17 protein-coding genes are annotated in these 24,647 nt (G+C 47.5%); 10 read left to right on the plus strand and 7 right to left on the minus strand.

What is annotated here, in order from left to right; translation table 11 throughout:
- The first annotated feature begins 438 nt into the window (after positions 1-438).
- Positions 439-981 (plus strand): DUF1003 domain-containing protein, encoded by a 543-nt coding sequence (locus RSC70_RS19510; protein ID WP_063586576.1) that lies wholly within the window; start codon positions 439-441, stop codon positions 979-981.
- 38 nt (positions 982-1,019) lie between these two features.
- Here RSC70_RS19510 and yegD read toward each other — a convergent pair whose 3' ends face one another.
- Complete coding sequence (yegD, locus tag RSC70_RS19515; RefSeq protein WP_282813861.1) at positions 1,020-2,372, minus strand: molecular chaperone; 1,353 nt, start codon at positions 2,370-2,372, stop codon at positions 1,020-1,022.
- Positions 2,373-2,566: 194 nt separating this feature from the next.
- On the opposite strand from yegD, the gene alkA reads away from it, so the two are divergent.
- On the plus strand, positions 2,567-4,003 hold the full coding sequence (alkA, locus tag RSC70_RS19520) for a DNA-3-methyladenine glycosylase 2 (protein WP_332543279.1): 1,437 nt from the start codon (positions 2,567-2,569) through the stop codon (positions 4,001-4,003).
- Positions 4,000-4,485 (plus strand): methylated-DNA--[protein]-cysteine S-methyltransferase, encoded by a 486-nt coding sequence (locus RSC70_RS19525; RefSeq protein ID WP_227741640.1) that lies wholly within the window; start codon positions 4,000-4,002, stop codon positions 4,483-4,485. The genes alkA and RSC70_RS19525 overlap by 4 nt, the downstream gene beginning before the upstream one ends.
- On the opposite strand, the gene RSC70_RS19530 is transcribed toward RSC70_RS19525, so the two are convergent.
- The 3 genes from RSC70_RS19530 to RSC70_RS19540 form a co-directional block, all read right to left on the minus strand.
- Entirely contained in the window at positions 4,482-7,469 is a 2,988-nt protein-coding gene (locus RSC70_RS19530; RefSeq protein ID WP_332543281.1) for a PAS domain S-box protein, read from the minus strand. The genes RSC70_RS19525 and RSC70_RS19530 overlap by 4 nt on opposite strands.
- Before the next feature lie 216 nt (positions 7,470-7,685).
- Positions 7,686-9,122 carry a magnesium transporter gene (gene mgtE / locus RSC70_RS19535; protein WP_282806893.1) on the minus strand — a complete coding sequence of 479 codons (1,437 nt, stop codon included), beginning with the start codon at positions 9,120-9,122 and terminating at the stop codon, positions 7,686-7,688.
- Between the two features lie 82 nt (positions 9,123-9,204).
- The gene (locus RSC70_RS19540) at positions 9,205-9,429 is read right to left on the minus strand and encodes a YfgG family protein (protein ID WP_063586581.1); all 225 of its coding nucleotides are present in this window, start codon (positions 9,427-9,429) and stop codon (positions 9,205-9,207) included.
- 543 nt (positions 9,430-9,972) lie between these two features.
- Between RSC70_RS19540 and RSC70_RS19545 the strand changes: the two genes are divergently transcribed.
- From RSC70_RS19545 to proY, 3 genes are all read left to right on the plus strand, one after another.
- Positions 9,973-12,177, plus strand: a complete 2,205-nt coding sequence (locus RSC70_RS19545) for a sensor domain-containing phosphodiesterase (protein WP_332543285.1) — start codon at positions 9,973-9,975, stop codon at positions 12,175-12,177.
- Positions 12,178-12,818: 641 nt separating this feature from the next.
- Entirely contained in the window at positions 12,819-14,138 is a 1,320-nt protein-coding gene (gene brnQ, locus RSC70_RS19550) for a branched-chain amino acid transport system II carrier protein (protein ID WP_040044325.1), read from the plus strand.
- Between the two features lie 145 nt (positions 14,139-14,283).
- Positions 14,284-15,678 (plus strand): proline-specific permease ProY, encoded by a 1,395-nt coding sequence (gene proY / locus RSC70_RS19555; protein ID WP_063586582.1) that lies wholly within the window; start codon positions 14,284-14,286, stop codon positions 15,676-15,678.
- Between the two features lie 75 nt (positions 15,679-15,753).
- Here proY and RSC70_RS19560 read toward each other — a convergent pair whose 3' ends face one another.
- Both RSC70_RS19560 and RSC70_RS19565 read right to left on the minus strand, forming a co-directional pair.
- On the minus strand, positions 15,754-15,996 hold the full coding sequence (locus tag RSC70_RS19560) for a hypothetical protein (protein WP_063586583.1): 243 nt from the start codon (positions 15,994-15,996) through the stop codon (positions 15,754-15,756).
- A 202-nt stretch (positions 15,997-16,198) separates the two neighbouring features.
- A complete protein-coding gene (locus RSC70_RS19565; protein WP_332543288.1) occupies positions 16,199-17,449 on the minus strand; it encodes a mechanosensitive ion channel family protein in 1,251 nt (416 codons plus the stop codon).
- A 217-nt stretch (positions 17,450-17,666) separates the two neighbouring features.
- Between RSC70_RS19565 and malZ the strand changes: the two genes are divergently transcribed.
- From malZ to RSC70_RS19585, 4 genes are all read left to right on the plus strand, one after another.
- Entirely contained in the window at positions 17,667-19,502 is a 1,836-nt protein-coding gene (gene malZ / locus RSC70_RS19570; protein WP_332543290.1) for a maltodextrin glucosidase, read from the plus strand.
- A gap of 327 nt (positions 19,503-19,829) precedes the next feature.
- Positions 19,830-22,073 (plus strand): sigma-54 interaction domain-containing protein, encoded by a 2,244-nt coding sequence (locus RSC70_RS19575; RefSeq protein WP_332543292.1) that lies wholly within the window; start codon positions 19,830-19,832, stop codon positions 22,071-22,073.
- Between the two features lie 289 nt (positions 22,074-22,362).
- On the plus strand, positions 22,363-23,055 hold the full coding sequence (locus RSC70_RS19580; protein WP_040044329.1) for a hypothetical protein: 693 nt from the start codon (positions 22,363-22,365) through the stop codon (positions 23,053-23,055).
- Between the two features lie 70 nt (positions 23,056-23,125).
- On the plus strand, positions 23,126-23,791 hold the full coding sequence (locus RSC70_RS19585; protein ID WP_115104817.1) for a hypothetical protein: 666 nt from the start codon (positions 23,126-23,128) through the stop codon (positions 23,789-23,791).
- 63 nt (positions 23,792-23,854) lie between these two features.
- On the opposite strand, the gene RSC70_RS19590 is transcribed toward RSC70_RS19585, so the two are convergent.
- Positions 23,855-24,457 (minus strand): peroxiredoxin C, encoded by a 603-nt coding sequence (locus RSC70_RS19590; protein ID WP_004847724.1) that lies wholly within the window; start codon positions 24,455-24,457, stop codon positions 23,855-23,857.
- Between the last annotated feature and the right edge of the window lie 190 nt (positions 24,458-24,647).

A 24,647-nucleotide genomic window follows, 5' to 3' on the forward strand; every position in this document is an offset into this window, starting at 1 on the left:
GGCCTCAGTTATAAAACTCATTACCTGATGCAAAAAAATAACCGATGTCATTTTATACATCGGCCATTTGCAGGGCGCGTATTTTGCCCCACGGGGAACAATCTGACAAGATGTCTAAGCGTACTTGAGGCCTTTCTTTTTTGCTTTTCGTGCTATTTTTCCGTTTTATTTAGCTCCGGCAAAAAACATGCCCAAAAAGCTAACAAATTCACAACCAATTTTGGCCTTAATCGTTCACTGAAGTACTAAATTTCAATCTTAATTCGTGAGTTGAATCATGTAACGCAAATGAGAACAGATGCCTGATTTGTCTTTTTTTATCGACTTTGCGGCGGCATGTTTGACGAATTCGGATGTCGTTGCCAAAGTGGGAGTATCCTGTCATCGGTTCAATTGCTCCACGATGAAAGCTACTGATGTTTGATACAGAGAAACTCCATGAATATTAACGATAACTCATTACTACAAAAGCTGCGTGAATCGCGTCGTTTACGTCGAGAGAAGTTCCTGAATCAGAAAAAGGTCGCGAGTGTAGCAGGTACAACGGTGCCTACTCTAACGCTAGGCCAACGTATGGCCGATGGCGTGACCAGCGTGATTGGTTCGTGGCGGTTTATCATTATTCAAAGCATTTTGCTGGCGTGCTGGATGGTTGGTAATGCATGGTTTGGCCATAATGCGTGGGATCCTTACCCATTTATCCTCTTGAATTTGCTGCTTTCATTTCAGGCGGCCTATACGGCACCCGCCATTATGATGAGCCAAACGCGGCAAAGTGATATGGATAGAAAAAGGGCTGAGAATGATTTTGAGATTAACGTTAAAGCTGAGCTAGAAATCGAGTTGTTGCACGAAAAAATTGATTTGCTGAAAGAGAAAGAGATTCAGGCACTCACGGAAGCGATTCGCCGTTTGACTGAGCGCCTTGACGCCGCTGCACAGCAGACAAAAAACGTGGCACCTACAGATGATGTCCAATAGGTGCCATATATCATAGGTAAGTTGGTATTTACTTACGCTTAGCGATAAATGCGTTGCGCCCAACGTGCCAGACCGGCAGTGACCGAGCCGAAATCATTGCCGCCGACGATAGGGAGCCCCGGTAGCTGACGCGCCAACGCATCACGAATCAGAGGTGAGCGAGCACTTCCTCCGGTTAGATAGATGACCTCAGGCGTAATGTTGCTGACGGTTAAGGCACTGCTGACCTGTTCCTGAATGCGTTCGAGAGGCTGAGTAATGGCTTCGGCTAATTCATGAACATTGAGGTGCTGTACCAGACCGTTGGCGATGAAATCCAGCGTTGTGCTGATGCTATCCTGCTGAGAAAGTGCAATTTTGCTCTCTTCCGCGCTGCGTACTAAGCGATAGCTTAAACGCTGCTGGTAAACTTTCAGCAGAAGTTCAACCTTGTTAGGCTCAGCGGCATCACGGATCAAATCTCGTAGCATGCGGCCATTCGCCGTGCTGTAAAAATCGCTTTGTGCGGGAACGTCGTTGGTGGCGACCGCATTCCAGTAAGGTAAGGCAGGTAGCGCGGTGCCTTTTTCGGTGACGCCGCCCGCGCCCAACAGCGGCATTAGCTGTTTAAAGGCCAGCATGATATCCAAATCGTTACCGCCCACGCGGCAACCACTGTGCCCAAGCAGGCTTTCATGGCGGTCAGTACGATCGCGCCACTGTGGCCCCATCAGCAGCACAGAGCAGTCGGTTGTTCCGCCTCCGATATCAACGACCAGCACTTTTTTCTCTTCATTCAGCGTTGCTTCAAAATCTAGTCCCGCGGCAACCGGCTCAAATTGAAAAGTCACATCCTGAAAACCTGCACGGTGTGCGGCACGGTCAAGAATACCTTGCGCCTGCGCGTTGGCGTCTTCGCCGCCGGTGCCTTGAAAGTTGACCGGACGTCCAATAACCGCTTGGGTAATTGATTGATTCAGCGTGCTTTCTGCCTGACGCTTGATGTGGAACATCATGGCGCACACCAGATCCTCAAACATTGCGATTTGCTGAGGTTTCAAGCCGTTGGCACCCAAGAATGACTTTGGTGATTTAACGAAGTAGACCTCTTCAGGATCTTCTACATACAGGCTTAGCGCCTTTAGGCCAAACTGCAGGCTGTCTGCGGTGACGGGAATATCCTCTTCCCGATTAAAATTTATCGCACGGCGCAGCAATTGCTGATTTTCATCGCTGCCGGTTGGCACTTGCCAATAGCGATGTAAGCATTCGCTTACAGCTTCACGCGTGGGCGCACACAACATTGAGGGCAGATACGGAGAGTCCTGCTCAAGCGGTAGTAATTCAGGTTGGTTACCTTGCATGACTGCGACGGAGCAGTTTGCGGTACCGTAATCAAATCCAATAAACATATGTTCTCCTGCGTTCCCCATGCCATGAAGGGCGGCGACTTTACTCTATTGTGCCGTTTTCATCAATGAACTCCTCCCGTCATTCCTTTTTAAGCGCGTGCTGGTGCCAATCTCGTTGTGATATCAATGTCCGATTTCCGCGAGTCAGGACGGATAATTAAGGATAAGCTGTATACAGAAGAAGCGGGGGAAATATGAACGGTAATCATGAGATCTGGTATGCCGCATTAAAAGCACGCGATCCCAAATTTGATGGGCGGATTTTTGTTGGTGTTTCATCAACAAAAATATATTGCCGTACGGTATGTGGGGCGCGCACGCCAAAAGCGGAGAACTGCCATTTTTATCCGAGCGCGGCGGCAGCTGAGCGCGATGGTTATCGTCCCTGTTTAAAGTGTCGCCCTGAGCTTGCCCCTGGGCTATCTATCGTCGATCTCTCTAATCGCTACATACAGGTTGCGGTTCAGTTGATTGAGCAGGGTTATTTAACGCAGCACAGCTGTGAAGCGTTAGCGTCGCGTCTCGGTATTTCGGATCGCCAGCTACGACGGGTTTTCGCCGAGCATTTTGGTGCCTCGCCGATTGAGTATGCGCAGTCTTATCGTTTGCTACAGGCTAAGCGGCTTTTGATGGATAGCCAACTGCCGCTGGAAGAAGTCGCGTTTAGCGCGGGGTTCGGCAGCCTGCGTCGTTTCAATGAACTATTTAGTGCGAGGTATCGAATGACGCCCAGCTCTTTACGCGCCAATAAGGCGAAACAAGAAGAAGGACTCATGCTTTCGGTCAGCTATCGCCCGCCCTATGACTGGCGATGGATGTTAGGTTTTTTGCAGGCACGCTGTGTGGCGGGTGTAGATAATGTGACGGCTGGGGGGGAGTATCAGCGCACCTTACGTATGGGGCTGGATTCGGGATGGATTGCTTTGCGCCCTGATGAGCCACGATGCCGAGTTAATGTGCAGATTTCGAGTTCTTTAGCGGCCCATGCGCCAGAAGTGCTGCGCCGAGTTCGCCAATTGGTAGATTTGGATGCTGACCCACAGGCTATTGCTGAAGGTTTAGGCAAGCTTGCCTTGCACAATCCAGGATTGCGTTTGCCGGGGTGCATGAATGCGTTTGAGCAGTCGGTACGCGCTATTTTAGGGCAGGTCGTGAGTGTAAAAATGGCGGCGAAATTTGCTTCGGCGATTGCTGAGCGGTGGGGAGATTTTGTCGATACGCCGTTAGAAGGTTTGAATGCCATATTCCCCAATGCTAATCGGCTGGCAGCGCTTTCTGCGGAAGAACTGAAAACCATCGGCATCCCGCTTAAACGCGCTGCTAGCATTGTGCGTTTGGCGCAGGAGGTGAGCGAGGGGCGTCTGATCTTAGAAGATGTTCTGGATATTGAGGGGAGTATTGCGGCTATCACCGCTATTCCTGGGATTGGCAGTTGGACCGCCACCTATATTGCGATGCGCGCGTGGAGCTGGCCAGATGCTTTCTTGCAGGGTGATTATCTGATTAAACAGCGTTTCCCGCAGATGACACCGAGTAGAATTGTGAAATATGCCGAACGATGGCGGCCATGGCGTGCCTATGCCAATTTACATCTTTGGCATAACGACGCTTGGACAATGGAGACACTATGATGAATTACAGTCAGTTTAAAACGCCACAGGGCCAGATGTTTATCTTGTTTGATGATAACAGCGTGCACGGCGTCTATTTTGACGGACAAAAGTATCTGCCTGATTTTAGTCAGCATCAGGAACTCAATCATCATCCCGTGCTTGAATGTGCACGTCAGCAGCTACAGGCTTATTTTTCCGGTGAAAGCGATGGTTTTGATTTTCCGCTAGCGGTGCGTGGCACGCCATTCCAACAGGCTGTATGGCAGGCGCTGAGTGAGATTCCATGCGGCGAAACCTGTACCTATATGGCCGTGGCTCTGAAAGTGGGTAACCCTAAGGGCGTGCGGGCCGTTGCTCAGGCGATCGGACATAATCCGTGGTCGGTCGTGATCCCGTGCCATCGGGTGATTGGTTCTTCGGGGAAATTAACCGGTTATGCGGGCGGCATTGATAGGAAAGCCTGGCTTTTGAAGCGAGAGGGCGCCGATATTCCGCTTTAGTTAATGCCGAAATATCCGCCCTGTAGAATGGATGAAAGCGGTTTAACTTCTTGAATCATATTGCCAAATGCTAAGTCAATTTTGATGCTATCGAGAGTAAGCAGGGAGGCCTGTATATCTGCAGGCCCTGCGATAGTCTGTGCACCGTGTCGCCAGGCATTTCCGTGGATGATCGAAACCAGCACTTCGTCCATTTGGTTGCAATGTACGTTGGTGATAAGCGTCGGTGTGATCATGACATATTCGATTTTGACTGACTGCAAACGCTCAATTACGCTGAGGTTGCGGCCAAAGTCTTCAACGATCAAGCGACAGCCTAAGTCAGTCAGCGCATTGAGCGCTGGCTGTGACTGAGCGTAATCTTCGTTAAGGGCGCTTTCAGGCACTCGAATCAATAATCGAGTCGGTGGAAGCAGTGAGGCTTGAATCATCTCAAACATCTGAACGGTAAATGCGGGGTTGCATAGACTGCTGGTGGCTATGGGGATAGCTATGCTGACGCCTTTGCCTTTCAGTGCTTGAGCTTGGTTCTCTAGCACCTCACGCAGTAGCCAACAATCCACCTCTTCACGGCGGTGGTTTTGGAAGCAGGATTCCTGAAATAGCTCAGGTAAAATATTTATGCCAGCGGCGGTATGAGGGATAATCTCAAGATTATAAAAAGCGATCGACTGAGGCGTTTTAGGCGGTGCAATGCCTTGAGCCTGAATGTTGATGCGATTTGCTGTCAAAATATCATCAATCTCTTCAGCACTAAGTAACCCTTTACCATAGTTTATATGTTGCTTGTGCTTAGGTTCATAGCTCATCAATTTTCCACGTCCGCTATGCTTCGCGGTGTAACACGCGATATCGGCCTGATTCATCAGGTCTACGGCCAGAGCGTTGCCTACGTTGATAAGCGTCATGCCTGCACTCGCGCCAACACGATGAAGTTTTCCTTCCCATTCAAAAATATAGTCATTTATATGGTTGATGACGCGTGTAATGATCTCTTTGGCCTTGTCTGCTTCACAATCGATGAGGATAAAGGCAAACTCATCGCCACCTAGACGAGCCAGCATATCCTGAGTACGGATATTTGAATGCATAAGCTGGCTGATTTTTTGTAATAGGGCATCGCCAGCGGCATGGCCAGCACTGTCGTTGACGGCTTTAAATCGGTCAAGGTCGAGGAATATCAGCGCATGGGTTCGCCCTTCCTCAACGGCCTGGCGGAGGGCCCGTTTAAGCGCCTGTTCAAAGCTAACACGGTTCGGTAGCCCTGTAAGCGGGTCATGCAATGCGCTATAAGAGAGTTTGCGTAGCAGTTCTCGGGATTCGCTGACATCTTGGAATACCAGCACATAGCCCATTAAGTTGCCGTTGATGGCGGTGAGCTCGGAGACTCTGCTCTGCACATCGAAATGTGCGCCTTGCAAATTTTTGAGGATCAGACGATCTTCGGCACGTCTGGCATGAGTGTTCTCATCGGTACGTAGTGGGTAGACGCTGTCACCATCAATGCCGTCGTACAAATGTACAATATTGTCGATGGGCAAACCGAGCGCTTCCTCTTGTGTCCAGCCGGTCATCTTTTCTGCCACGGGGTTCATAAACGTCACGCGCATCAGGCTATCAGTGCTGATTACCGCATCGCCGATCGACGTTAAGGTGATATGCAGCCGCTCTTTTTCTTCGTGCAGTTTGTCTAAAAGCTGTTGTTTGTATCTTTCGTTATTCTTTATTTCGCTGATGTCTTTGATTTGCGATACGAAATACAGCGGTTCACCTTGCGGGTCGCGAATTAAGGAGACGCTGAGCAGAGTCCAAATGCTGGTGCCTGAACTGTGTAAGTAGCGTTTTTCCATGGTGTAACTGCTAATTTTCCCTTCAACTAAAGCGCTTAGCTGGCTGAGATCGGATTCCAAATCGTCACGGTGCGTGATGTCTTGAAACGTCATGTCGGTTAGCGTGCGAGCAGGGTAGCCCAGCATCTGGCAAAGTGCAGGGTTTACCTGGATCCAGCGGCCATCAAGACCAACCAACGCGGTACCGATGGCTGAAAATTCGATAACGTTGCGAAAACGGGTCTCGCTTTCCTCAATATGGTCGCGCTCTAAGCGGAATGCGTGCATCAGCACAGCAACCGAGTTAACGGGCAATAGCACGAGGAGAAGCGGGGTATAAACTAGTACATCACTCACTGAAGGATAGGCTGAACGTATATCGACTACGTGGTAGGCCATCATGATTGCTAGCAGGATAATCACACATAAAAAGCTGGCGAAAGCCTGTAGCAGCGGTAAGCGAATAGCGGCCCAAAGCATGGGAATAATAGCGAAAGTGAAAGGGAACGGTAGGTATTGCATGGCGTAAAAACAGGAAACCATTGCAATTGAGATGATCATGATGCTTTCTGTCAGCGTTCGCTCATTCAGGCTCTTACGCCAAAAACCACGATAATAAAGAAGGCCCACCGGCGTGAGTGCCATTACGCTGATTGATTCTGACATAAACCAGACGCCAAAAATCTGTTTGAATGGCGCAAGTCCATGCAGCGAAACAATGGTTGCTGCTAGTGTTGCGCTAAATAACGGCGCGAGTATCACGCTACAAATAACGAATCGGAGCCAAGTATAGAGCCCATTTATTGGCGATTTGTGATTCAGGAATCGGCTTAATAGCAAGGTGCACACCACAGCTTGAACCTGATTAATCAGGGCGAGCTGAACCGAAAAAAGACTGATGGGGAAAAATGTCCAGTTGGCTGCCATGGTCGCTAGCTGAGCCGCGATCAGTATAAAAGGCCATTGATGCTTTCTATGGTGGAATAAAAAGGCAATGGTCGCCGCCGTGGGGAACCACAGAGAAGCCAGGTTGGTGTCGTGCTGAGTAAGTGTGATGCAGAAGCAGGCAAGCAGGTAAATCAGACCGGCGAAGACAGTCAGTGTCACAATAAAATAGGGCTTTTTTTCATTGCCTACATCTAAACTGACATCCATACCCCTGCCTTAATGACGTGTAAAAGACACGTTCAATACATTAATTTAACTGATATTTCTAGCGTTAGCATTTTCACGAATATTAGTCTAAATGTCACCATGTGCAACATTAATTAGCATAGCAAATGAATTTTGGTTTATCACTCGTTAGGTATTTGGCTGTAACGCACAATTTAACGAAAAAATATGTGCGCTAGCTCGAAACCTGATGAGGGATTAAAGCAAGAATAGGGTTGCCAAACCAAGGAAAATAAAGAATCCGCCGGTGTCGGTGATCGCGGTAATAAGCACACTAGAACCCACGGCAGGATCACGGCCAAAGCGCATCATGGTCATCGGGATAATGACACCCATTAGCGCCGCCATTAGTAAATTTAGCACCATTGCTAGCGTCATGACGCCACCCATCGCTGCATTGTGGTACAACAAAAAAGTGACAACGCCCATAATACCGCCCCAGACCACGCCATTAATCAGCGCCACGCCTAGTTCGCGTAGTAATAGGAACGAGACATTCCCTGCTTGAATGTGCTGTAAGGCGAGAGCACGAACGATCATGGTGATAGTTTGATTTCCGGTATTCCCGCCGATCCCTGCCACTATTGGCATCAGCGCTGCAAGCGCCACCAACTGCGAAATAGTGTGTTCAAATAAGCCGATAACGCGCGAAGCCACAAAGGCTGTACATAGGTTGATGGCCAGCCATGCCCAACGGGTTTTGACCGCTTTTGTTACGGGAGCGAAAACGTCTTCTTCGGCACTCAAACCACCCATACGGCGTAAGTCAGTGTCGCTTTCTTCATAAACCACATCAACGATATCTTCGATGGTGAGGCGTCCCATCAGCTTGCCTTTGCCATCAATAACGGCAGCGCTAAGTAAGTCATCGCGTTCAAATGTACGCGCTGCATCTTCGTCATTATCTTCAGGATCAAAAGTGGCAGGGTCTTTGTCCATGACCTCACTAACCAGCGCTTCTGGTTTATTCAGCAAGACCGTGGTTAAAGACAGTTCACCGAGCAGACGATTAGTGCGGTCAGTGACAAAAAGTTTATCCGTGTTAAGCGGAATGGTTCCTCGCATACGTAAGAAGCGCTGCACGGTAGCGAGAGAAATATCAGGGCGCACGGTAATGATTTCGAAGTCCATGATTGCGCCAACGGTATGCTTGCCGTAGCGAATAACTTCGCGAACCTGTGCGCGTTGCTCAGGCTCCATGGACGTCAAGAGACGCCCCATCAAATTGCGGGGGAGGTATTGTCCGAGATAAACCTGTTCATCAATATCCAGTGATTGCAGGGCCTTGAGTAACTCTTTGTCACTCATTTCGTCGATCAGGCTATCCCAGACGCTTTCTGAGGCCTCAACCAGCGTTTTGCCGCGCTTTTCTTTTCCAACCAAACGCCACAACGCATGCCTTTCTTCTGCGGGAAGTGCTTCTAGCGTATCCGCCAGATCGGGCGCAGGGAGTTTATTCACCAGCGATTTTATTTCAGCGGTTTGGTCAAGAAGTTCGGGGTTGTTGAGCTGCGAGGGGTCTTCAAGCTTGCCGAGTATCCCTTCAGATAGCGATTTATTATTGAGTAACAACTGGAGTATGCGGAAGCGATCTTCTGCGCGCTGTTTGACACTGTTTTTTGCAATGACGGGCATTGGAAAGGTAATTCCTTTTTCTTATAAATTATTAAGCTGCAGGTGGGCGCTGGACTCTTAAATAGTAGCTGTCAGGCTAGGGTTATGCCCCTTTTTTATCCGTTGACGCTGATTCTGGGGTATTCATTTGCAGAGGTTGAGATTGTTCCGTTGGCGCAGGCGTTGCGTTTTCTTTTTTATCCTGATGATGGGATATCGCGCCAAAGGAGGCATAGACCAAGCGGCCAATCAAAATAAAGAAGCTGATTAGCAATACAATTTTGGTCATGTGGACGTTAGTACGTCGTTTTAATTTATGAATATTCATCGCTGTCTAATCATCTCGTTTTAGAGATATCAGCCTCTGATTTAGGCATAGTCGGGCTCGTGCGTCAATCATAGGATATCGTGTGGTAAAAATATTTCATACTATTAATGAGTTATCTCATCACGCGGCTTAACGTTTGATAGGGTAATTTTCGATGTTGAAAGCGTCTAGCATTTTAGTCGCTTTTTAAATGATGGTTTAACATTGGTTCAATATTTAACCTTTAGGTGTCATGAATGCTGAGTGCGGTTTACAGGATAAATCTGGATTAAGCATAATTTATGATTGAATTTAGTGTTTTTTGATCATTATCAAAAGGTAGAATGCACCGTTACATAATATTTCAGGCCGCTCTCAGATGTATTTCCATACAATGGGCTTGGGTTGACGTTCTGAACTCCAAAGGTTGAGTTCAAAAGAGTGATTAGGAAGCCACTTTTATTATCATTGTTTTTTCATCGGTCTCTATTTTATAAATTGCTTTAATGACCGTGTTAGAACATGTAGCAAGGAGTGACCTCGGGAACTATTGAAGTCTAATCCATGAGCCAATTACAACATCTACTGCATCGTTTGAATTATTGGTGGGGGATTCCCCTGCTTTTTACTCTTGTATTATTACCTTTTAGCCTTTCTGCATCTCCTCATCTCGTAACGGGTGATGGTGTCGTTTATCTTTTATTCTTACCTATGGCGATTTCACTTTCGCTGTTAATGATTTTTAGCTGGCGTGTGATGCCAGCATTAGCCGTTGTTTCCTTCGGCCTTTATATTCATAAAATAGGCTATTTACCAGGGGCGTTAGTTGCCTCCGCGCTAATACTTTCGCTTGGCATTAGCTGGTACGGTTTCCTGAAACACGTTGGGCGACGTTGGTCGTGTGGCTTTGGTCGCATGCAAACCATGCTGCCGCGACTGTTTTGGATGGTGGTTGTTTTGCCGCTTATCTTCGTGATGCTGATTCAGATTATTGTTGCTCTGGGCATTTTTGAGCCCATTGAAAAAATGGCCGCATCAGCTCCGTTTTCCATTAGAACACTGATTGGCTACCAAGCATTGGTACTTGCCTGCCTCGCCGGTGTCCCTGCGTGCTATTACTTACTACGTGTTGTTTTTAAACCGCGTTTTCTGCGTGTTATTGTGAATCGTTGCCGTAAGGAACTCGCTAAAGGGGTCACTTCATGGGAGATTCAGATCTGGCTGTTGCTGCTGGTAGCAATGATAACCGTGCTGGTTATTCCAGCTACTGATGATGGTAGTATTTTTTATACAGACTATACGCTAACCCTGTTACTGCCATTAATGCTCTTTGGTGCGATGCGCTATGGGTATCAGCTTACCAGTTTGGTGTGGTCAGCCTCGGTGATCACGTTACTCCTAAACTATGACGGTTTTGTGCAATGGAATAATTTGGTTCATAGCCTTGCGTTGATCATGTCGATGATGGTGATGTTTACGCTGACGATTATTCTGATGGCGGCAGTGAATACGCGCCAGCGTCGGCTATATGAAAAGACTCAGCGGGCATCAATGATCGATCCCGTGATTCAGCTGCCTAACCTTCGTTGCCTACAATATGATTTGCAGCAGCATGAACGCTCGGTTGTTTGTTTCCTGCGCATAGCGAATCTCGACACGCTTTGTCGCACGTATGGAATGCAACTTAAGCTTGAATATAAGCAACGGCTAGCCTGCATGATTAAAAAGGTGCTGGCGGCCGACGAAGATGTATACCAGCTCCCGAGTTATGATTTGGTATTGCGCCTTAATAACCGGAATGCGGCTGAAACACTAAAAAGCCTCAATGATGCAATGAAATTATTCCGTTTATTGTGGAATGGCTTACCGTTGCGTTTGCACTATGGTATCGGCTATTGCACGGTTCGCCAGCCGTTTGCTCATATCTATAACGTGATTGGTGAATTAAGCTCCATGGCTGAGCGTTCTTTGATTACGGGGAATGCGGAATCCACTCACCTCAATGCGCAGAGTTTGCAGCAGGGTATTCATAGCAAAGTGGCGATGCTGCATCATATTCAGCAAGGGCTGGATAAAGACCGGTTTATGCTGATGGCTCAGCCTATTGAAGGATTTCGCGGTGACCGTTATCACGAAATTTTGCTTCGCCTACTCGATGAAGATGGCAATATCATCATGCCCAACGATTTCTTCCCAGTAGTGGCCGAATTTGGCCTGAATTACGATGTTGATTTCTGGGTACTGGCTCATGCACTTGAATTTATTAATTTGAACCGTGAGCGTCTTCCTGCTGCGTGCTTCTCGATCAACCTTACCCCTTCAACGCTGGCTAGACCTACGTTAGTGCAGGATATTTCCCGTTTATTGGCTCAGCATCAGGTTGAGGCCTACCAGATCATCCTCGAAATAACAGAAAGTAATATTACTCAGTCTAAAGAGCTCACGGCGAAAACGCTGTCACAGCTTCGTCAGATGGGATGTCGAATTGCTATCGATGATTTCGGCACTGGTTTTGCCAGTTATGATCGCTTAAAGAATATCGAAGCGGATATCTTAAAAATTGACGGTAGCTTTGTCCGTGAATTGATCGACAGCCCGATCGATCAGCAGATTGTCTCAGCAATGTGTCAGATTGCGCGGCTGAAAAAGCTTTCAGTGGTTGCAGAGTACGTCGAAGATGAAGCACAGAAGTTTCAGTTAAAAGCACTGGGTGTTGATTATATTCAGGGTTATCTGCTAGGAAAGCCGCAACCTCTCGCTTCTCTCTAAGTTAAACCATAACTCAACGAAATCTACGTTTTATGGCCGTCAGTGTTTTCTGACGGCTATTTCTGTTTCTTAATAAATTATTTCGTTGATTTATATTAACTTTATCACTTTGGTTTGAACGGTTTAATCGTTATATACATTCTTTTTTTGCGTTCGGTGTTGGTAGTGTAAAATTCTTTGTATGGATTACTTTTTGAACAATCATCCGCAGAGAACACCACTCTAAGGGGCAATTTATGTATGGTGATACTCTTAAAATGCCAAATCATTAACTGGTCTGCCAACTTTCTCTGGATGATGATTCCGCAAGTGAATTTAGCTCTTGTCTTTTACCTGCCAGAACGTGTTTACTTATCCATGTAGTCGCCATATAACGCCAGCTAATAACTTATACAGTAATCATCTGTCGGGTGGTGTAACCCATACCAATGGCTTTTCTCAGGGGAAGTCAGGGTTATGAAATCAAGGCAGAGCGACGTTTATGTGTTGATGTGAATTATGAAGTTGTGAAGAAAATGGTGAGCGTACGATTACGCTATTTTCTTCTGTCGACATACCTCTCATCTGTAAGGATATTTCTCCGCGGCTCACTATTCGATTGAAACTCTTTAAACTGTTATAAGGCAGCACGACATCTCATTATGACTCATCGTTTAACTTCTAAAGATATCCTGGCATTAGGATTCATGACCTTCGCGCTGTTTGTCGGCGCAGGTAATATCATCTTCCCTCCGATGGTAGGGTTGCAGTCAGGCGAGCATGTCTGGATTGCGGCTATCGGTTTTCTTATCACCGCAGTAGGTTTGCCTGTCATTACCGTTGTCGCTTTGGCGAAAGTGGGTGGTGGTATCGATGCGCTGAGCACGCCAATTGGTCGTAAGGCGGGTTTGCTGCTAGCAACCGTCTGCTACCTAGCCGTGGGGCCATTGTTTGCGACTCCGCGTACCGCAACCGTTTCTTTCGAACTTGGTATTGCCCCTCTGACCGGTGACGGCGCAGCGCCATTGTTGATTTATAGCTTGGTGTATTTTGCCTTAGTGATCGGAATTTCTCTGTACCCAGGCAAATTGTTGGATACCGTTGGGCATATCTTGGCGCCGCTGAAAATCGTTGCGCTGGCCGTTCTGGGGATCGCTGCTGTTTTGTGGCCTGCCGGTTCTCATGTTCCAGCGATAGAAATTTATCAGCAGGTACCGTTCTCCAGCGGATTCGTTAATGGCTATCTGACAATGGATACGCTTGGTGCCATGGTGTTTGGTATCGTTATCGTTAACGCGGCTCGTTCCCGTGGTGTAAGCGATAGCCGTTTGCTGACGCGTTATACTATTTGGGCAGGTCTGATCGCCGGTATCGGCTTAACGCTGGTTTACCTGAGCCTGTTCAAACTGGGTTCGAGCAGCGGTGAGTTGGTGCCAGATGCACAAAACGGTGCGGTGATTTTGCACGCCTATGTTCAGCATACCTTCGGTGGTATCGGTAGCTTGTTCTTAGCTGCGCTGATCTTCATTGCTTGTATGGTCACGGCGGTTGGCCTGACCTGTGCGTGTGCCGAATTCTTCGCGCAGTATTTACCATTTAGCTACCGGACGCTGGTGTTTATTCTGGGTCTGTTCTCTATGGTGGTATCGAATCTGGGCCTGAGCCATTTGATTCAAATTTCCATTCCAGTTCTGACCGCGATTTACCCACCGTGTATCGTGCTGGTGGTGCTGAGCTTCACCCTGCGCTGGTGGAATTCCGCTCCGCGCGTATTCTCACCGGTAATGGTTATTAGCTTGGTATTTGGCATCTTGGATGCGCTGAAAAGCTCTGCGTTGTCATCCCATATGCCTGCATGGACTGAGCATTTGCCGCTGGCAGGTCAAGGATTAGCATGGTTACCACCGTCATTAGCGGTTCTGGTTGTGATGGGCATTTATGACCGCACCATGGGCGCGCGTAACGTTGCGGTGCATAACTAAAGATGACTCCAGACGGAACTCATTACATATTTAGATAGTGTATTCAGAAGTCTGTGCATTTATAATCAAAAAATATGAGTTTATTTGCAGCACGGGCGTATAGCGCCCGTGTTTTTTTTGACAGGTACTAACGGGTAATTTTTGTATGCAACAACAACCCAACCAGCTGAAACGTGGGCTTAATACGCGTCACATTCGCTTTATGGCGTTAGGCTCGGCCATTGGTACTGGACTGTTCTATGGTTCCGCTGATGCTATCAAGATGGCGGGTCCGAGTGTTTTACTGGCTTATCTGATTGGCGGCGTTGTCGCTTTTATCATCATGCGCGCGCTCGGTGAGATGTCGGTTAATAATCCTCAAGCCAGCTCTTTTTCTCGCTATGCGCAAGATTATCTGGGCCCAATGGCGGGTTATATCACCGGATGGACCTACTGCTTTGAAATTCTGATTGTCGCGATTGCCGATGTTACCGCATTCGGTATCTATATGAGCGTCTGGTTCCCCGCGGTTCCGCATTGGATCTGGGTGCTCAGCGTTGTGCTGATCATCGGTGCGGTTAACCTGATGAGCGTGAAGGTGTTTGGCGAGCTTGAGTTTTGGTTCTCCTTCTTCAAGGTCGCCACTATCATCATCATGATTGTAGCGGGGATTGGCATCATCTTCTGGGGAATTGGAAACGGCGGCCAACCTACCGGGATCCACAACCTGTGGAGCAACGGCGGATTCTTCAGTAATGGCTTTATAGGGATGATCTTCTCGCTACAGTTGGTGATGTTTGCCTATGGTGGCATCGAAATTATCGGTATCACCGCGGGGGAAGCTGAAAATCCAAAAGTGTCGATTCCTAAAGCCATCAACTCGGTACCGCTGCGAATTCTGGTGTTCTATGTGGGCACGCTGTTTGTGATTATGTCTATCTACCCATGGAATCAGGTGGGTACGCAGGGGAGCCCGTTTGTGCTGACGTTCCAGCATTTGGGGATCACCGTAGCCGCAGGGATTTTAAACTTTGTGGTGATTACGGCATCGTTGTCTGCGATTAACAGCGATGTGTTTGGCGTGGGGCGAATGCTGCATGGTATGGCTCAGCAAGGCCATGCGCCGAAGATTTTCTCTAAGGTTTCACGTCGTGGTATTCCGTGGGTCACGGTATTGGTGATGGTTTTAGCCCTGCTGATTGCGGTGTATCTAAACTACATCATGCCTGAAAATGTCTTCTTGGTGATTGCTTCGCTGGCGACGTTTGCTACCGTCTGGGTATGGATTATGATCCTTTTCTCTCAGATTGCGTTCCGCCGCAGCCTAAGCGCAGAGCAGGTTAAAGCGCTGGAGTTCCCGTTACGTGGCGGAATATTCACCTCGGTTATCGGTATTATTTTCCTCGTATTCATTATTGGCCTGATTGGCTATTTCCCAGATACCCGCGTATCGCTTTATGCCGGATTGGTTTGGGTTGTGGTGCTGTTGGCTGGCTATTGCTTAGTAAAGAAATCAGCCAAAGTCGCATCGCAGGATAAAGAAAAACACGTTGCTGACTAATATTGAATTTTGATGAAATGAGAACGGAGCCAACTGGCTCCGTTTTTTTATGGGGTAAGCCGTGTAGAGGTCTTATTAACCTAATCGTATGTTTCTACCTGATTCTGCATTTGTCGTCGGTGCAGTGACCTCGTGGTGCTCTTCGTCTCGCTCTTCTCGTCGAGACTCACGCACGCTGAGGATCAGCGCCTCGCGAACGTCATGTAAATCGCTAGTGAGTTGAGAGTAGTTTTGGATATTTTGGCTGGCGAGTTTACTGATATCGACATCGGCAGAGTGCAGACTGGTTATCAGGATCAGCGCAGACAAAAATGGCATCAGATGTGCCCTTAGCTTACTAAGGCAAAATGTACTGAACAATTTCCCCTCCGTTGACTTGAATAAATGGAGTGCTATTGATAACAGGTTTTGATTGGAAGGGAAGGGGACAGACATTTTTGGCCATGTTTGACATCGTTCCCTTACCTTCAGAAACAATTCTGTGAGGAAATGTCAGTTGAAGGTAAGGGATGTGTGAATCTTAGTTTAGCTGCGTATGGCCTATCGCTCTCATGTCGTTGCCGGTCGGGGTTTGATGCACGCGCAGCCCGAATTCGGAAATAATCGCGAAGGTGTGATCAAAAATATCGGCCTGAATGCTTTCATACTGCGCCCACACCGTAGTATTGGTGAAGGCATAGATTTCCAGAGGCAAACCGTCAGACGTTGGCGCAAGCTGACGTACCATGAGTGTCATATCTTTACGGATCTGCGGATGCGCATTCAGATAGGCAATCAGGTAGGCGCGGAAGGTACCCAAATTTGTCATCCGTCGACCGTTTAGCGGTGAGCTGAGATCGGCATGTAACCCGTTGTTATAGGTTTTGATTTCTTGGGTTTTGGCATCGATATAAGGTGCCAATAATGCACTTTTCATCAGTCTCTGATGCTCTTCATCTGACATAAAGTGAACGCTGGTGGTATCAATATTCAAGCTACGCTTGATTCGACGACCACCAGACTCGGACATAGCACGCCAGTTGATAAAAGAATCAGAGACCAGCGCATAAGTTGGGATCATGGTGATGGTGTTATCAAAGTTACGTACTTTGACCGTTGTGAGACCGACGTCAACAACGGTGCCGTTCGCGCCATATTTGGCCATTTCCAGCCAGTCACCCAATTTAAGCATGTTGTTTGCAGAGAGCTGAATGCCGGCAACCAAACCTAAAATTGGGTCTTTAAACACGAGCATGAGCACCGCAGCCATGGCACCTAAGCCGCTAATCAGCAGCAGCGGTGACTGCCCTATCAGCAGTGAAATCATCAAAATGCCAATGATGATTGCTGCAACCAGTTTCAGGCTTTGGAAGATACCGCGTAAAGGCAATTGCTCTGCAATCGACATGCTGCGCGTGAGATCGAGCAGGGTATCCAGCAGTGAAAAGAATGAGAGCAGTGCGTACAGCATCACCCACATTTGTGCGCAGATAATCAGGGCATCGCCCGCGTCAGTGCCGGGATGTAACCAGAGCACCGCTTGAATATTGACGATAACGCCTTGTAATGTGAAGGCTACGCGATGAAAAAGCTTATGCTGGGTGATCACTTTCAGCCATAGCATTTTGCTGTGTTGACCGCTCTTTTCTAAGCGAGAAAGTAGCACCCGATGCAAAAGCAGATGAATGATGACTGCGGTCACCATAATGAGGCCAATAACAAGAATAAGCGAAGTCACATGTGTGAACTCGATTCCATATTGTTCTAGCCATCGTCTCAGTGTGTTGTGCATTGAGCTTCCCTTTTCTTTCAAATAATTTGACGCAATAAGCTGACATAGGCTAACGACTTGGCGTTTTCAGTCAACCAAAAGCGAAGCAAAGCACTAATATAAACATAATCATCGCTATCCTCCCCCCCGCTCATCCCTACAAAAAACAGTTATAGAGGAGTGAGGCAGAACGGCAACGTGGCATGCTCAGCGTTAATAATTCGTGGGGGAGAATTTTATGTTGTTTGCCTGGCATCTACCGGTACCACCGTATGTACGTTATCACGCGGAGCATCTTGAGATCCGTCTTTTGGTGCAGGGAGACGATGAGCTACCGCAGCAGGTTATGTTGAGATGCGAGCCCGATAATGAGGAGTGGTTGCTGACGATGCAGCCGGAAAAAAAAGGGCGTTTTACCTGCTATCAGGCCGATCTCACGCTGCTGGCTGGAGAAGCCGTGCGGCGCTACTGTTTTAAATTTCTCTGGAACGATCGACAGCAGTGGTTTGGGCCACAGGGGTTCAGCGTCGTTCCCCCTGCGCAGGTGGAGCAATTTGCGATAGAGATCCCAACTCAGTCGCCGGAGTGGGTTGCCGATCAGGTTTTTTATCAGATATTTCCCGATCGTTTCGCGGCAAGCGGACAAGATCACACGGTAAAAAATGACAGCTATTATCACCATGCGGTGCAATGCAAGGTGATCCGCAAAGAATGGGACGATCCCTTAACAGAAGAAAATGCCTCTTCCACTTTTTACGGTGGTGATTTAGACGGTATTGTCGAACGTTTACCTTATCTACAGGGAATTGGTGTTACGGCTCTGTATCTTAATCCGATCTTTACCGCCCCCAGCAACCATAAATATGACACTGAAGATTATTATCAGGTCGATCCCTATCTTGGCGGTAATGACGCTTTAGTGCGTCTGCGTGAGGAAACGCAAAAGTTAGGCATGCGCCTGATCCTTGATGGCGTGTTTAACCACACGGGTGACACTCATCCGTGGTTTGATCGTTATCAGCAACGAACGGAAGGCGCATTTTACGATCCTGCTTCCCCCCATCGTCTGCGTTTTACGTTTACCGCCGATGGGCGTGTGCTTGATTGGAAAGGAAACTCAACGTTACCTAAGCTCGATTTTTCGAGTCAGGCTGTGGTAGATAGCGTGTATCAGGCGGACGATAGCGTGCTGCGGCACTGGCTGAGAGAGCCATATCAAATAGATGGTTGGCGGCTTGATGTGGTGCATATGCTGGGGGAAGGAGGGACTGCGCGGGGTAATTTACATCATCTTGCTGGGATGTATCGTGCGGTGAAAAATGAAAACCCTCAGGCTTATGTGTTTGGTGAGCACTTTGGTGATGCGCGGCGCTGGCTGCAAACCGGTGTGGAAGATGGCGCAATGAACTATATGGGATTTGCCCTGCCGGTGCGTTCGTTTTTAGCCGGTGTAGATGTGGCTTATCAGCCGATCCACCTTGATGCTCAGCAGTGTGCCGAGTGGATGAATGGCTACCGAGCGGGCTTATCACATACTCAACAGTTGGCTATGTTCAATCAACTGGACAGCCATGATACTGCACGCTTTTTAACGTTATTGGCCGATAAGCCACAGCGTATGGGTATGGCGCTGGTTTGGCTCTTCACTTGGATTGGCGTGCCGTGTCTCTATTACGGTGACGAAATTGGCCTTGATGGCGGCAACGATCCGTTTTGTCGTAAACCATTCCCATGGGATGAATCACGCTGGGACGGTGATTTATTGGCGTTAACTCAGCGGATGACCACCTTAAGACACCAAAGCATCGCATTACGTCGCGGTGGATGCATGGTGGTTCATGCACGCGCTGATACGCTGGTATTTGTTCGTCAGTATGAAGATGAAACACTGCTCATTGCGTTGCAACGAGAGAGGGAAGGCTCCTGTGTTTTACCTCATTCGCCAATCATTCCGGCTGGCAGTTGGGAAAACGCCCACGGTGAGGGAAAATTGGTTCGAGAGGCCGATTATATCGAACTGACTTTACTTCCCGAAAGTGCAACCGTGTGGTGTATTTTGCGGAGTACTAATTAATTCTATTTCACTATTCATAACGGGCGGATTGTTGAGCCCGTTATTTATTTAAGAATCCCCAGTCATCATTTCCTGAACCCCATCCTTTATTCATCTTGGAGAGCGGCGAATTTTCAGCCCGTGTACCATAATATCTCAGACTACAGCAGCAATAAAAAACTAAAAAAGACACCGTTATAGGGAATGCATTTCTGCCATGGCGGGTTAAGTTTATGAATATAGATTAATTTTATTAATAATTACTATTCAAACCCCGTGAGCGCAACGAAGAATTAGCGGCGTTAATATCGCGGGCTTGATCCCTAGTTTGGAATCAATGAGGGAGTCATGCCAACGTATCATTCTCCTCGGCCCATTGAAGCAATAGGGCATTCGGCATCTTTTCAAAAACTCTTACGACTGGTTGAGCGGGTTGCACCGACTCATCAAACTCTTTTGCTTAATGGCCCAACGGGCAGTGGAAAAGAGGTGATCGCCCAACTTATTCATCAAAGGAGTGCGGACCCCAGCGCGCCATTTATTGATCTTAACTGTGGTGCTTTTCCTGAACATTTGGTTGAGGCCGAACTGTTTGGCCATATCAAAGGTTCTTTTACTGGGGCACAAAACGATCGCGTGGGGCATTTGGAGATGGTGGGTAAAGGGACGCTATTTCTCGACGAAATTGGCGAAATGCCAATGTCGATTCAACCTAAGTTACTACGAGTATTGGAAAGTAAGACCTTTAGACCTGTCGGTGGAAGTGAGGTTAGGCATTTCAAAGGGAGAATCGTCGCGGCAACTCATCGCGATCTGTATGCTCAGGTGAAAGCGGGATCTTTTCGTGAAGATCTTTATTACCGTTTAAATGTGATCGTGCTTGAATTGCCACGCTTAAGCCAGAGAGTGGAAGATATTCCAATATTGATTGACCATTTCATCTCACGACATTCTCAACCGCTTAGTTTCAGCCGAGAGGCCATTGCCTATCTACAACACTATGCATGGCCGGGAAATATTCGAGAATTGCGTAATCTTATCGAACGCTTAGCCACGCTTGCTGAAACATCTTTGATTTCACTTGAATTATTGCACTCATTTCTTCCGAATCCACATTCTGAAATCAAGATATCGGCGGATGTGCTGGCTGATGCCATGTTAGCTCTACCTGCGAAAGATAAGCTGGCTGCCGCCGAACAAATAATCATAGAACGTGCTTTAGAACGTACAACGGGTAATAAAACAGCGGCGGCAAGCTTGCTGGGTATTAGTCGAAAATCCGTGGAGCGTAGACTTCAACTTCGAGCAGAAAGAAAACCCGCCTCTGTACGCTATCTGCATAAAGGCCAAGATCTGGTGCGGAAAAATAATTATTTAGCCGCAATTGAATCATTTAATGAAGGTATCGCGCTGTTGGATGGGATTGCGATGGATGATGAAATTCGCACGCTGTATTACGCATTTTATCGTTTGTTGGCGGTGAGCTATCAAAACCTCTATGGCTGGCTTAGTACACAGGCGTATGACAACTATGCCGCAGCAATTGCCCTGGGCAAAAAGCTGGGAGATGAGAGAGAACTCGTCGGATTACAGCTTTGGTGCTGGCCATCGTATTTGATGTCATCGGAGCTACAGCGAGTGCGTACGTTGTCTCAAGAATTACTTCAACTTGGGCTCACCGAAAAAACGCTTTATTTATGGGAGGAGGCGCATGTTGCTATAGCAAGTGCGCGTTTTTGGGCTGGAGACTACACCGAAACGTTGGCGGTATTGGCACGTAGCCAGCTGTTGAGTGATATACCGTTTTTGCGTGATACGCCCGGTATGGATTTTGTCGGGCAAGCGCTAACCCTTGAGGGACTTGCTTCCTTTCAATGCGGTGACTTTCGGCGTACGCAGCTTGTTTTACAGCAGCTATGCCAGAGAGTAAATGATCCTCACAGTGATGCATTACGACACATCGTATCGTTGCTTGGCGCGGTTTGGCTGACGTTTTTGCTAGAAGAACGACAGCAAACTAAAGCGCTGGCGGCTCAATTAATTACGTTAGCACAGGCGCATCAGCTTGAATTCTATTGTGGAATGGGAAAATTGTTTTATAGCTATGTAGCACATCTGCAAAAAGAGGACGGGCCGGTAGAAAAAGATATACATGATTGTTATCAGACCTATTTTTCAGTCAAGGGTGAGTGCTTATTTCATGGGCTTTATGTGTGGTTAAGCGGTGAAATTTTGCTTGCCACCGAACGTCCCGCTGATTGTATTGCGCTGCTTGCACAAACGTTGCCTGTTGTGACTCAAGGAGAGAGCCGTGCATTTATTAGCGAACTTTTTGAACTACAAGCCAGAGCTAAGGCGCAAGCTGAAGGGCAAATTCCAGCTGAACAAGCCTATCGGCAGGCACTTTCCACCGCTGAACTCTTGGGGGCGATACCTGCGCAAATAAATGCCAGCGTTGGGCTAAATCATATTTTAGCCGCGTTAGGGCGACCTCTTGAACGGTTACAATTAGCGCAGCGGATGCAGAATGTGGTAAGCGGTGAGAGTGAAATATTGTTGATGACGCGAGCCCAACAAATATTGAATAACTAATAAGCCTTAAAAATCCATTTTTTTCCTCTCTACCCTAATGGACGATTCCGTCCAAGTGGCATGTTTTTTTGGTCGTTTACGTCCTATTGAATCCCAGATAATGGTGCAGTTTTTAAATTATTTCTTGTTTTTCAAATAAGTAGAATCTTGGCACGCGCGTTGCGTTATAGATGGTGGCGGTGAAGATTTCATGGGGTATCACCGCAGTATCAAAGCAGTGCCAATCTGGTTCATGGCCTATCAATATCCATGAGCCGTTAATGTGTCTATCTTATTTAAGGAACACAAAATGAGTACTCTTTATACCATCAATGTGGTGAACAATAGCTTGTTGAATCAAGACTTCTTCTTCTTTCAACAACCTGCCATTTATACCGGCGGCTCACTGGTTTACTCTAATAGCCTCTATCACCAAATGTTGTTGCCGAGCACGTCTTCTGGCGCAACGCTGACCTTCCAAAGCCTGCAACAGTTTTATGCTGGGGCACAAACGCAGGTTCCTCAACTAACCGTGGGTGAGGCTTCAGGTTATACCACCGCGATTCAACCTATCGATCTGACTCCCGCGACGGCTAGTGCCGCATCACCGGTCAATAATTCAACGTTAATGACAGTTTCTCCAGCGTTGGGGCTTTCTCCTGCTAGTCCGGGGCCTGCTAGTGTTCAGAAAGGCGCTTTTCGTATTACAACGCCAACGTTCAATTCACTTACTCAGCAATACAACGCGGGGATGGCGGTGAAGAACATGGTGACCGGTGACATTGTGTTATCCAACTTCGTTAATGCTGAACCGAATAAGAATATCGATTGCCAGCCAGTAATGATTTTCTATGTGGCCGTGGGATCTTATCAACCAGGATCGGTCATTAACTTCAGTGAGTCCTCAGTTACATCAGCGGTGTGTGATGCAACCACTGGGTTCACCAGCTTCGATGTGACGTACAACCCAGACGGAACTTGGAGCGTGGCGAATTTATCCTGAGCGAGTTCGCTAATGACATACCTATGTTGGTGGTTTCACTAGCATCAATGTTAATGACCGAGGAGGCCTTATGGCGAATCTCAATGACAACCTACAGTTAGATATGATTTTAGATCAGTTACCCAATATTCCTCATGATGAACAGCTGTCTCAGCCCGCTGGTAGCAATGCATGCGGAGCTTATGTGTTAACCGCTGCTTTGGCTGCATTAGTCGGATGGCCGAATAATCGTCAGATTAGCTATGGTACGCAGGTACGGATTATTTTGGCTCAGGACACATTTGCGGTAGCGGCAGGTAAAGTATTTGCCGTGACGGGTATTTTACCACCGCCAGGTGAAGACGTCGTGCCACCGGATGGGGGATATAACTCACCGGCGGCTATGGCCAAGGTAGCTTGCGATTTTGGCTTGGAAGTGGTGATTAATGTGACTCATGCTGCGTATGCCGTCTTAGGTACACTTTATCCCAATGAGCTGCAAAATTGTCTGAGTGTTGTTGGGGCTGAGGTTTTACTCAACGCAGAATACTCGAATGATATTGGCGAGAGTGAATTGCAACTGTTGTGTGTTGATAACGGTTCTGGCGGTTTGCACTTTATTGCTCGGGGATCGAATGGGCTGTATTACGATCCGGCAACGGGCATCCGCACACGCAACTGGGGAGATCCAACGTTAGCAGCATTTGTGGAGTCGGGTTATGTATTCAGTGGTTTGTGGATGGTAATTTCGTTATAGCTTTTATGTTTGGTTCAATAAAAAAGCGGCCAATTGGCCGCTTTTCTCACATTGCTAACTGAATTACAGTTTAGCAGCGTTTTCAGACAGGTATTTAGCGACGCCGTCTGGAGACGCGCCCATACCTTCTTGGCCTTTTTCCCACTGAGCTGGGCAAACATCACCGTGCTCTTCGTGGAACTGCAGCGCATCAACCATACGCAGCATTTCATCGATGTTACGGCCCAGAGGCAGGTCGTTAACAACCTGGTGGCGAACCACACCTTCTTTGTCGATCAAGAATGAACCGCGCAGAGCAACGCCAGCTTCTGGGTGCTCAATGCCGTATGCCTGCATGATTTCGTGTTTGATGTCAGCAACCAGTGGGTACTGAACTTCACCGATGCCGCCATTGTCGACAGGGGTTTTACGCCATGCGTTATGAACGAATTCAGAGTCCATTGAAACGCCAACAACTTCAACGCCACGGGATTTGAATTCTTTGTAACGGTGGTCAAAAGCAATCAGCTCAGAAGGACATACGAAAGTGAAGTCCATTGGCCAGAAGAAGACAACCGCTGGTTTGCCTTTAGTAAATTCTTTGAAGTTGAAGTTTTCAACGATTTCACCGTTGCCCAGTACGGCAGCGGCAGTAAAGTCAGGGGCTTGACGAGTAACCAGGACCATATTAACTCCTGTTAATTGTATGTTGGATGGATGATTAAATTCTTAGGTCGGGAGTCACTATACGTATTAAACGTTGGTGAATAAAGCGTAAAGCGCCGATTGATAAGATAGCTTTTACCTATCAATAATGCAAAAGGGTAAAAGTAAAGATTGGTATATAACATAGCGCTTTTGTAAAAAAGGGCAATAG

Origin of the sequence: Hafnia sp., from assembly GCF_036648275.1 — a bacterium.
Classification (GTDB): domain Bacteria; phylum Pseudomonadota; class Gammaproteobacteria; order Enterobacterales; family Enterobacteriaceae; genus Hafnia; species Hafnia alvei.

Excerpts from the sequence above, each read along its gene's own strand:
- RSC70_RS19525 (WP_227741640.1), top strand. The coding sequence starts at position 4,000 with ATGATGAATTACAGTCAGTTTAAAACGCCACAGGGCCAGATGTTTATC.
- RSC70_RS19590 (WP_004847724.1), bottom strand. The coding sequence starts at position 24,457 with ATGGTCCTGGTTACTCGTCAAGCCCCTGACTTTACTGCCGCTGCCGTA.
- RSC70_RS19580 (WP_040044329.1), top strand. The coding sequence starts at position 22,363 with ATGAGTACTCTTTATACCATCAATGTGGTGAACAATAGCTTGTTGAAT.
- RSC70_RS19565 (WP_332543288.1), bottom strand. The coding sequence starts at position 17,449 with ATGCACAACACACTGAGACGATGGCTAGAACAATATGGAATCGAGTTC.
- RSC70_RS19530 (WP_332543281.1), bottom strand. The coding sequence starts at position 7,469 with ATGGATGTCAGTTTAGATGTAGGCAATGAAAAAAAGCCCTATTTTATT.
- RSC70_RS19575 (WP_332543292.1), top strand. The coding sequence starts at position 19,830 with ATGCCAACGTATCATTCTCCTCGGCCCATTGAAGCAATAGGGCATTCG.
- malZ (WP_332543290.1), top strand. The coding sequence starts at position 17,667 with ATGTTGTTTGCCTGGCATCTACCGGTACCACCGTATGTACGTTATCAC.
- mgtE (WP_282806893.1), bottom strand. The coding sequence starts at position 9,122 with ATGCCCGTCATTGCAAAAAACAGTGTCAAACAGCGCGCAGAAGATCGC.
- RSC70_RS19510 (WP_063586576.1), top strand. The coding sequence starts at position 439 with ATGAATATTAACGATAACTCATTACTACAAAAGCTGCGTGAATCGCGT.
- RSC70_RS19585 (WP_115104817.1), top strand. The coding sequence starts at position 23,126 with ATGGCGAATCTCAATGACAACCTACAGTTAGATATGATTTTAGATCAG.
- RSC70_RS19545 (WP_332543285.1), top strand. The coding sequence starts at position 9,973 with ATGAGCCAATTACAACATCTACTGCATCGTTTGAATTATTGGTGGGGG.
- RSC70_RS19540 (WP_063586581.1), bottom strand. The coding sequence starts at position 9,429 with ATGAATATTCATAAATTAAAACGACGTACTAACGTCCACATGACCAAA.
- RSC70_RS19560 (WP_063586583.1), bottom strand. The coding sequence starts at position 15,996 with ATGCCATTTTTGTCTGCGCTGATCCTGATAACCAGTCTGCACTCTGCC.
- yegD (WP_282813861.1), bottom strand. The coding sequence starts at position 2,372 with ATGTTTATTGGATTTGATTACGGTACCGCAAACTGCTCCGTCGCAGTC.
- brnQ (WP_040044325.1), top strand. The coding sequence starts at position 12,819 with ATGACTCATCGTTTAACTTCTAAAGATATCCTGGCATTAGGATTCATG.
- proY (WP_063586582.1), top strand. The coding sequence starts at position 14,284 with ATGCAACAACAACCCAACCAGCTGAAACGTGGGCTTAATACGCGTCAC.
- alkA (WP_332543279.1), top strand. The coding sequence starts at position 2,567 with ATGAACGGTAATCATGAGATCTGGTATGCCGCATTAAAAGCACGCGAT.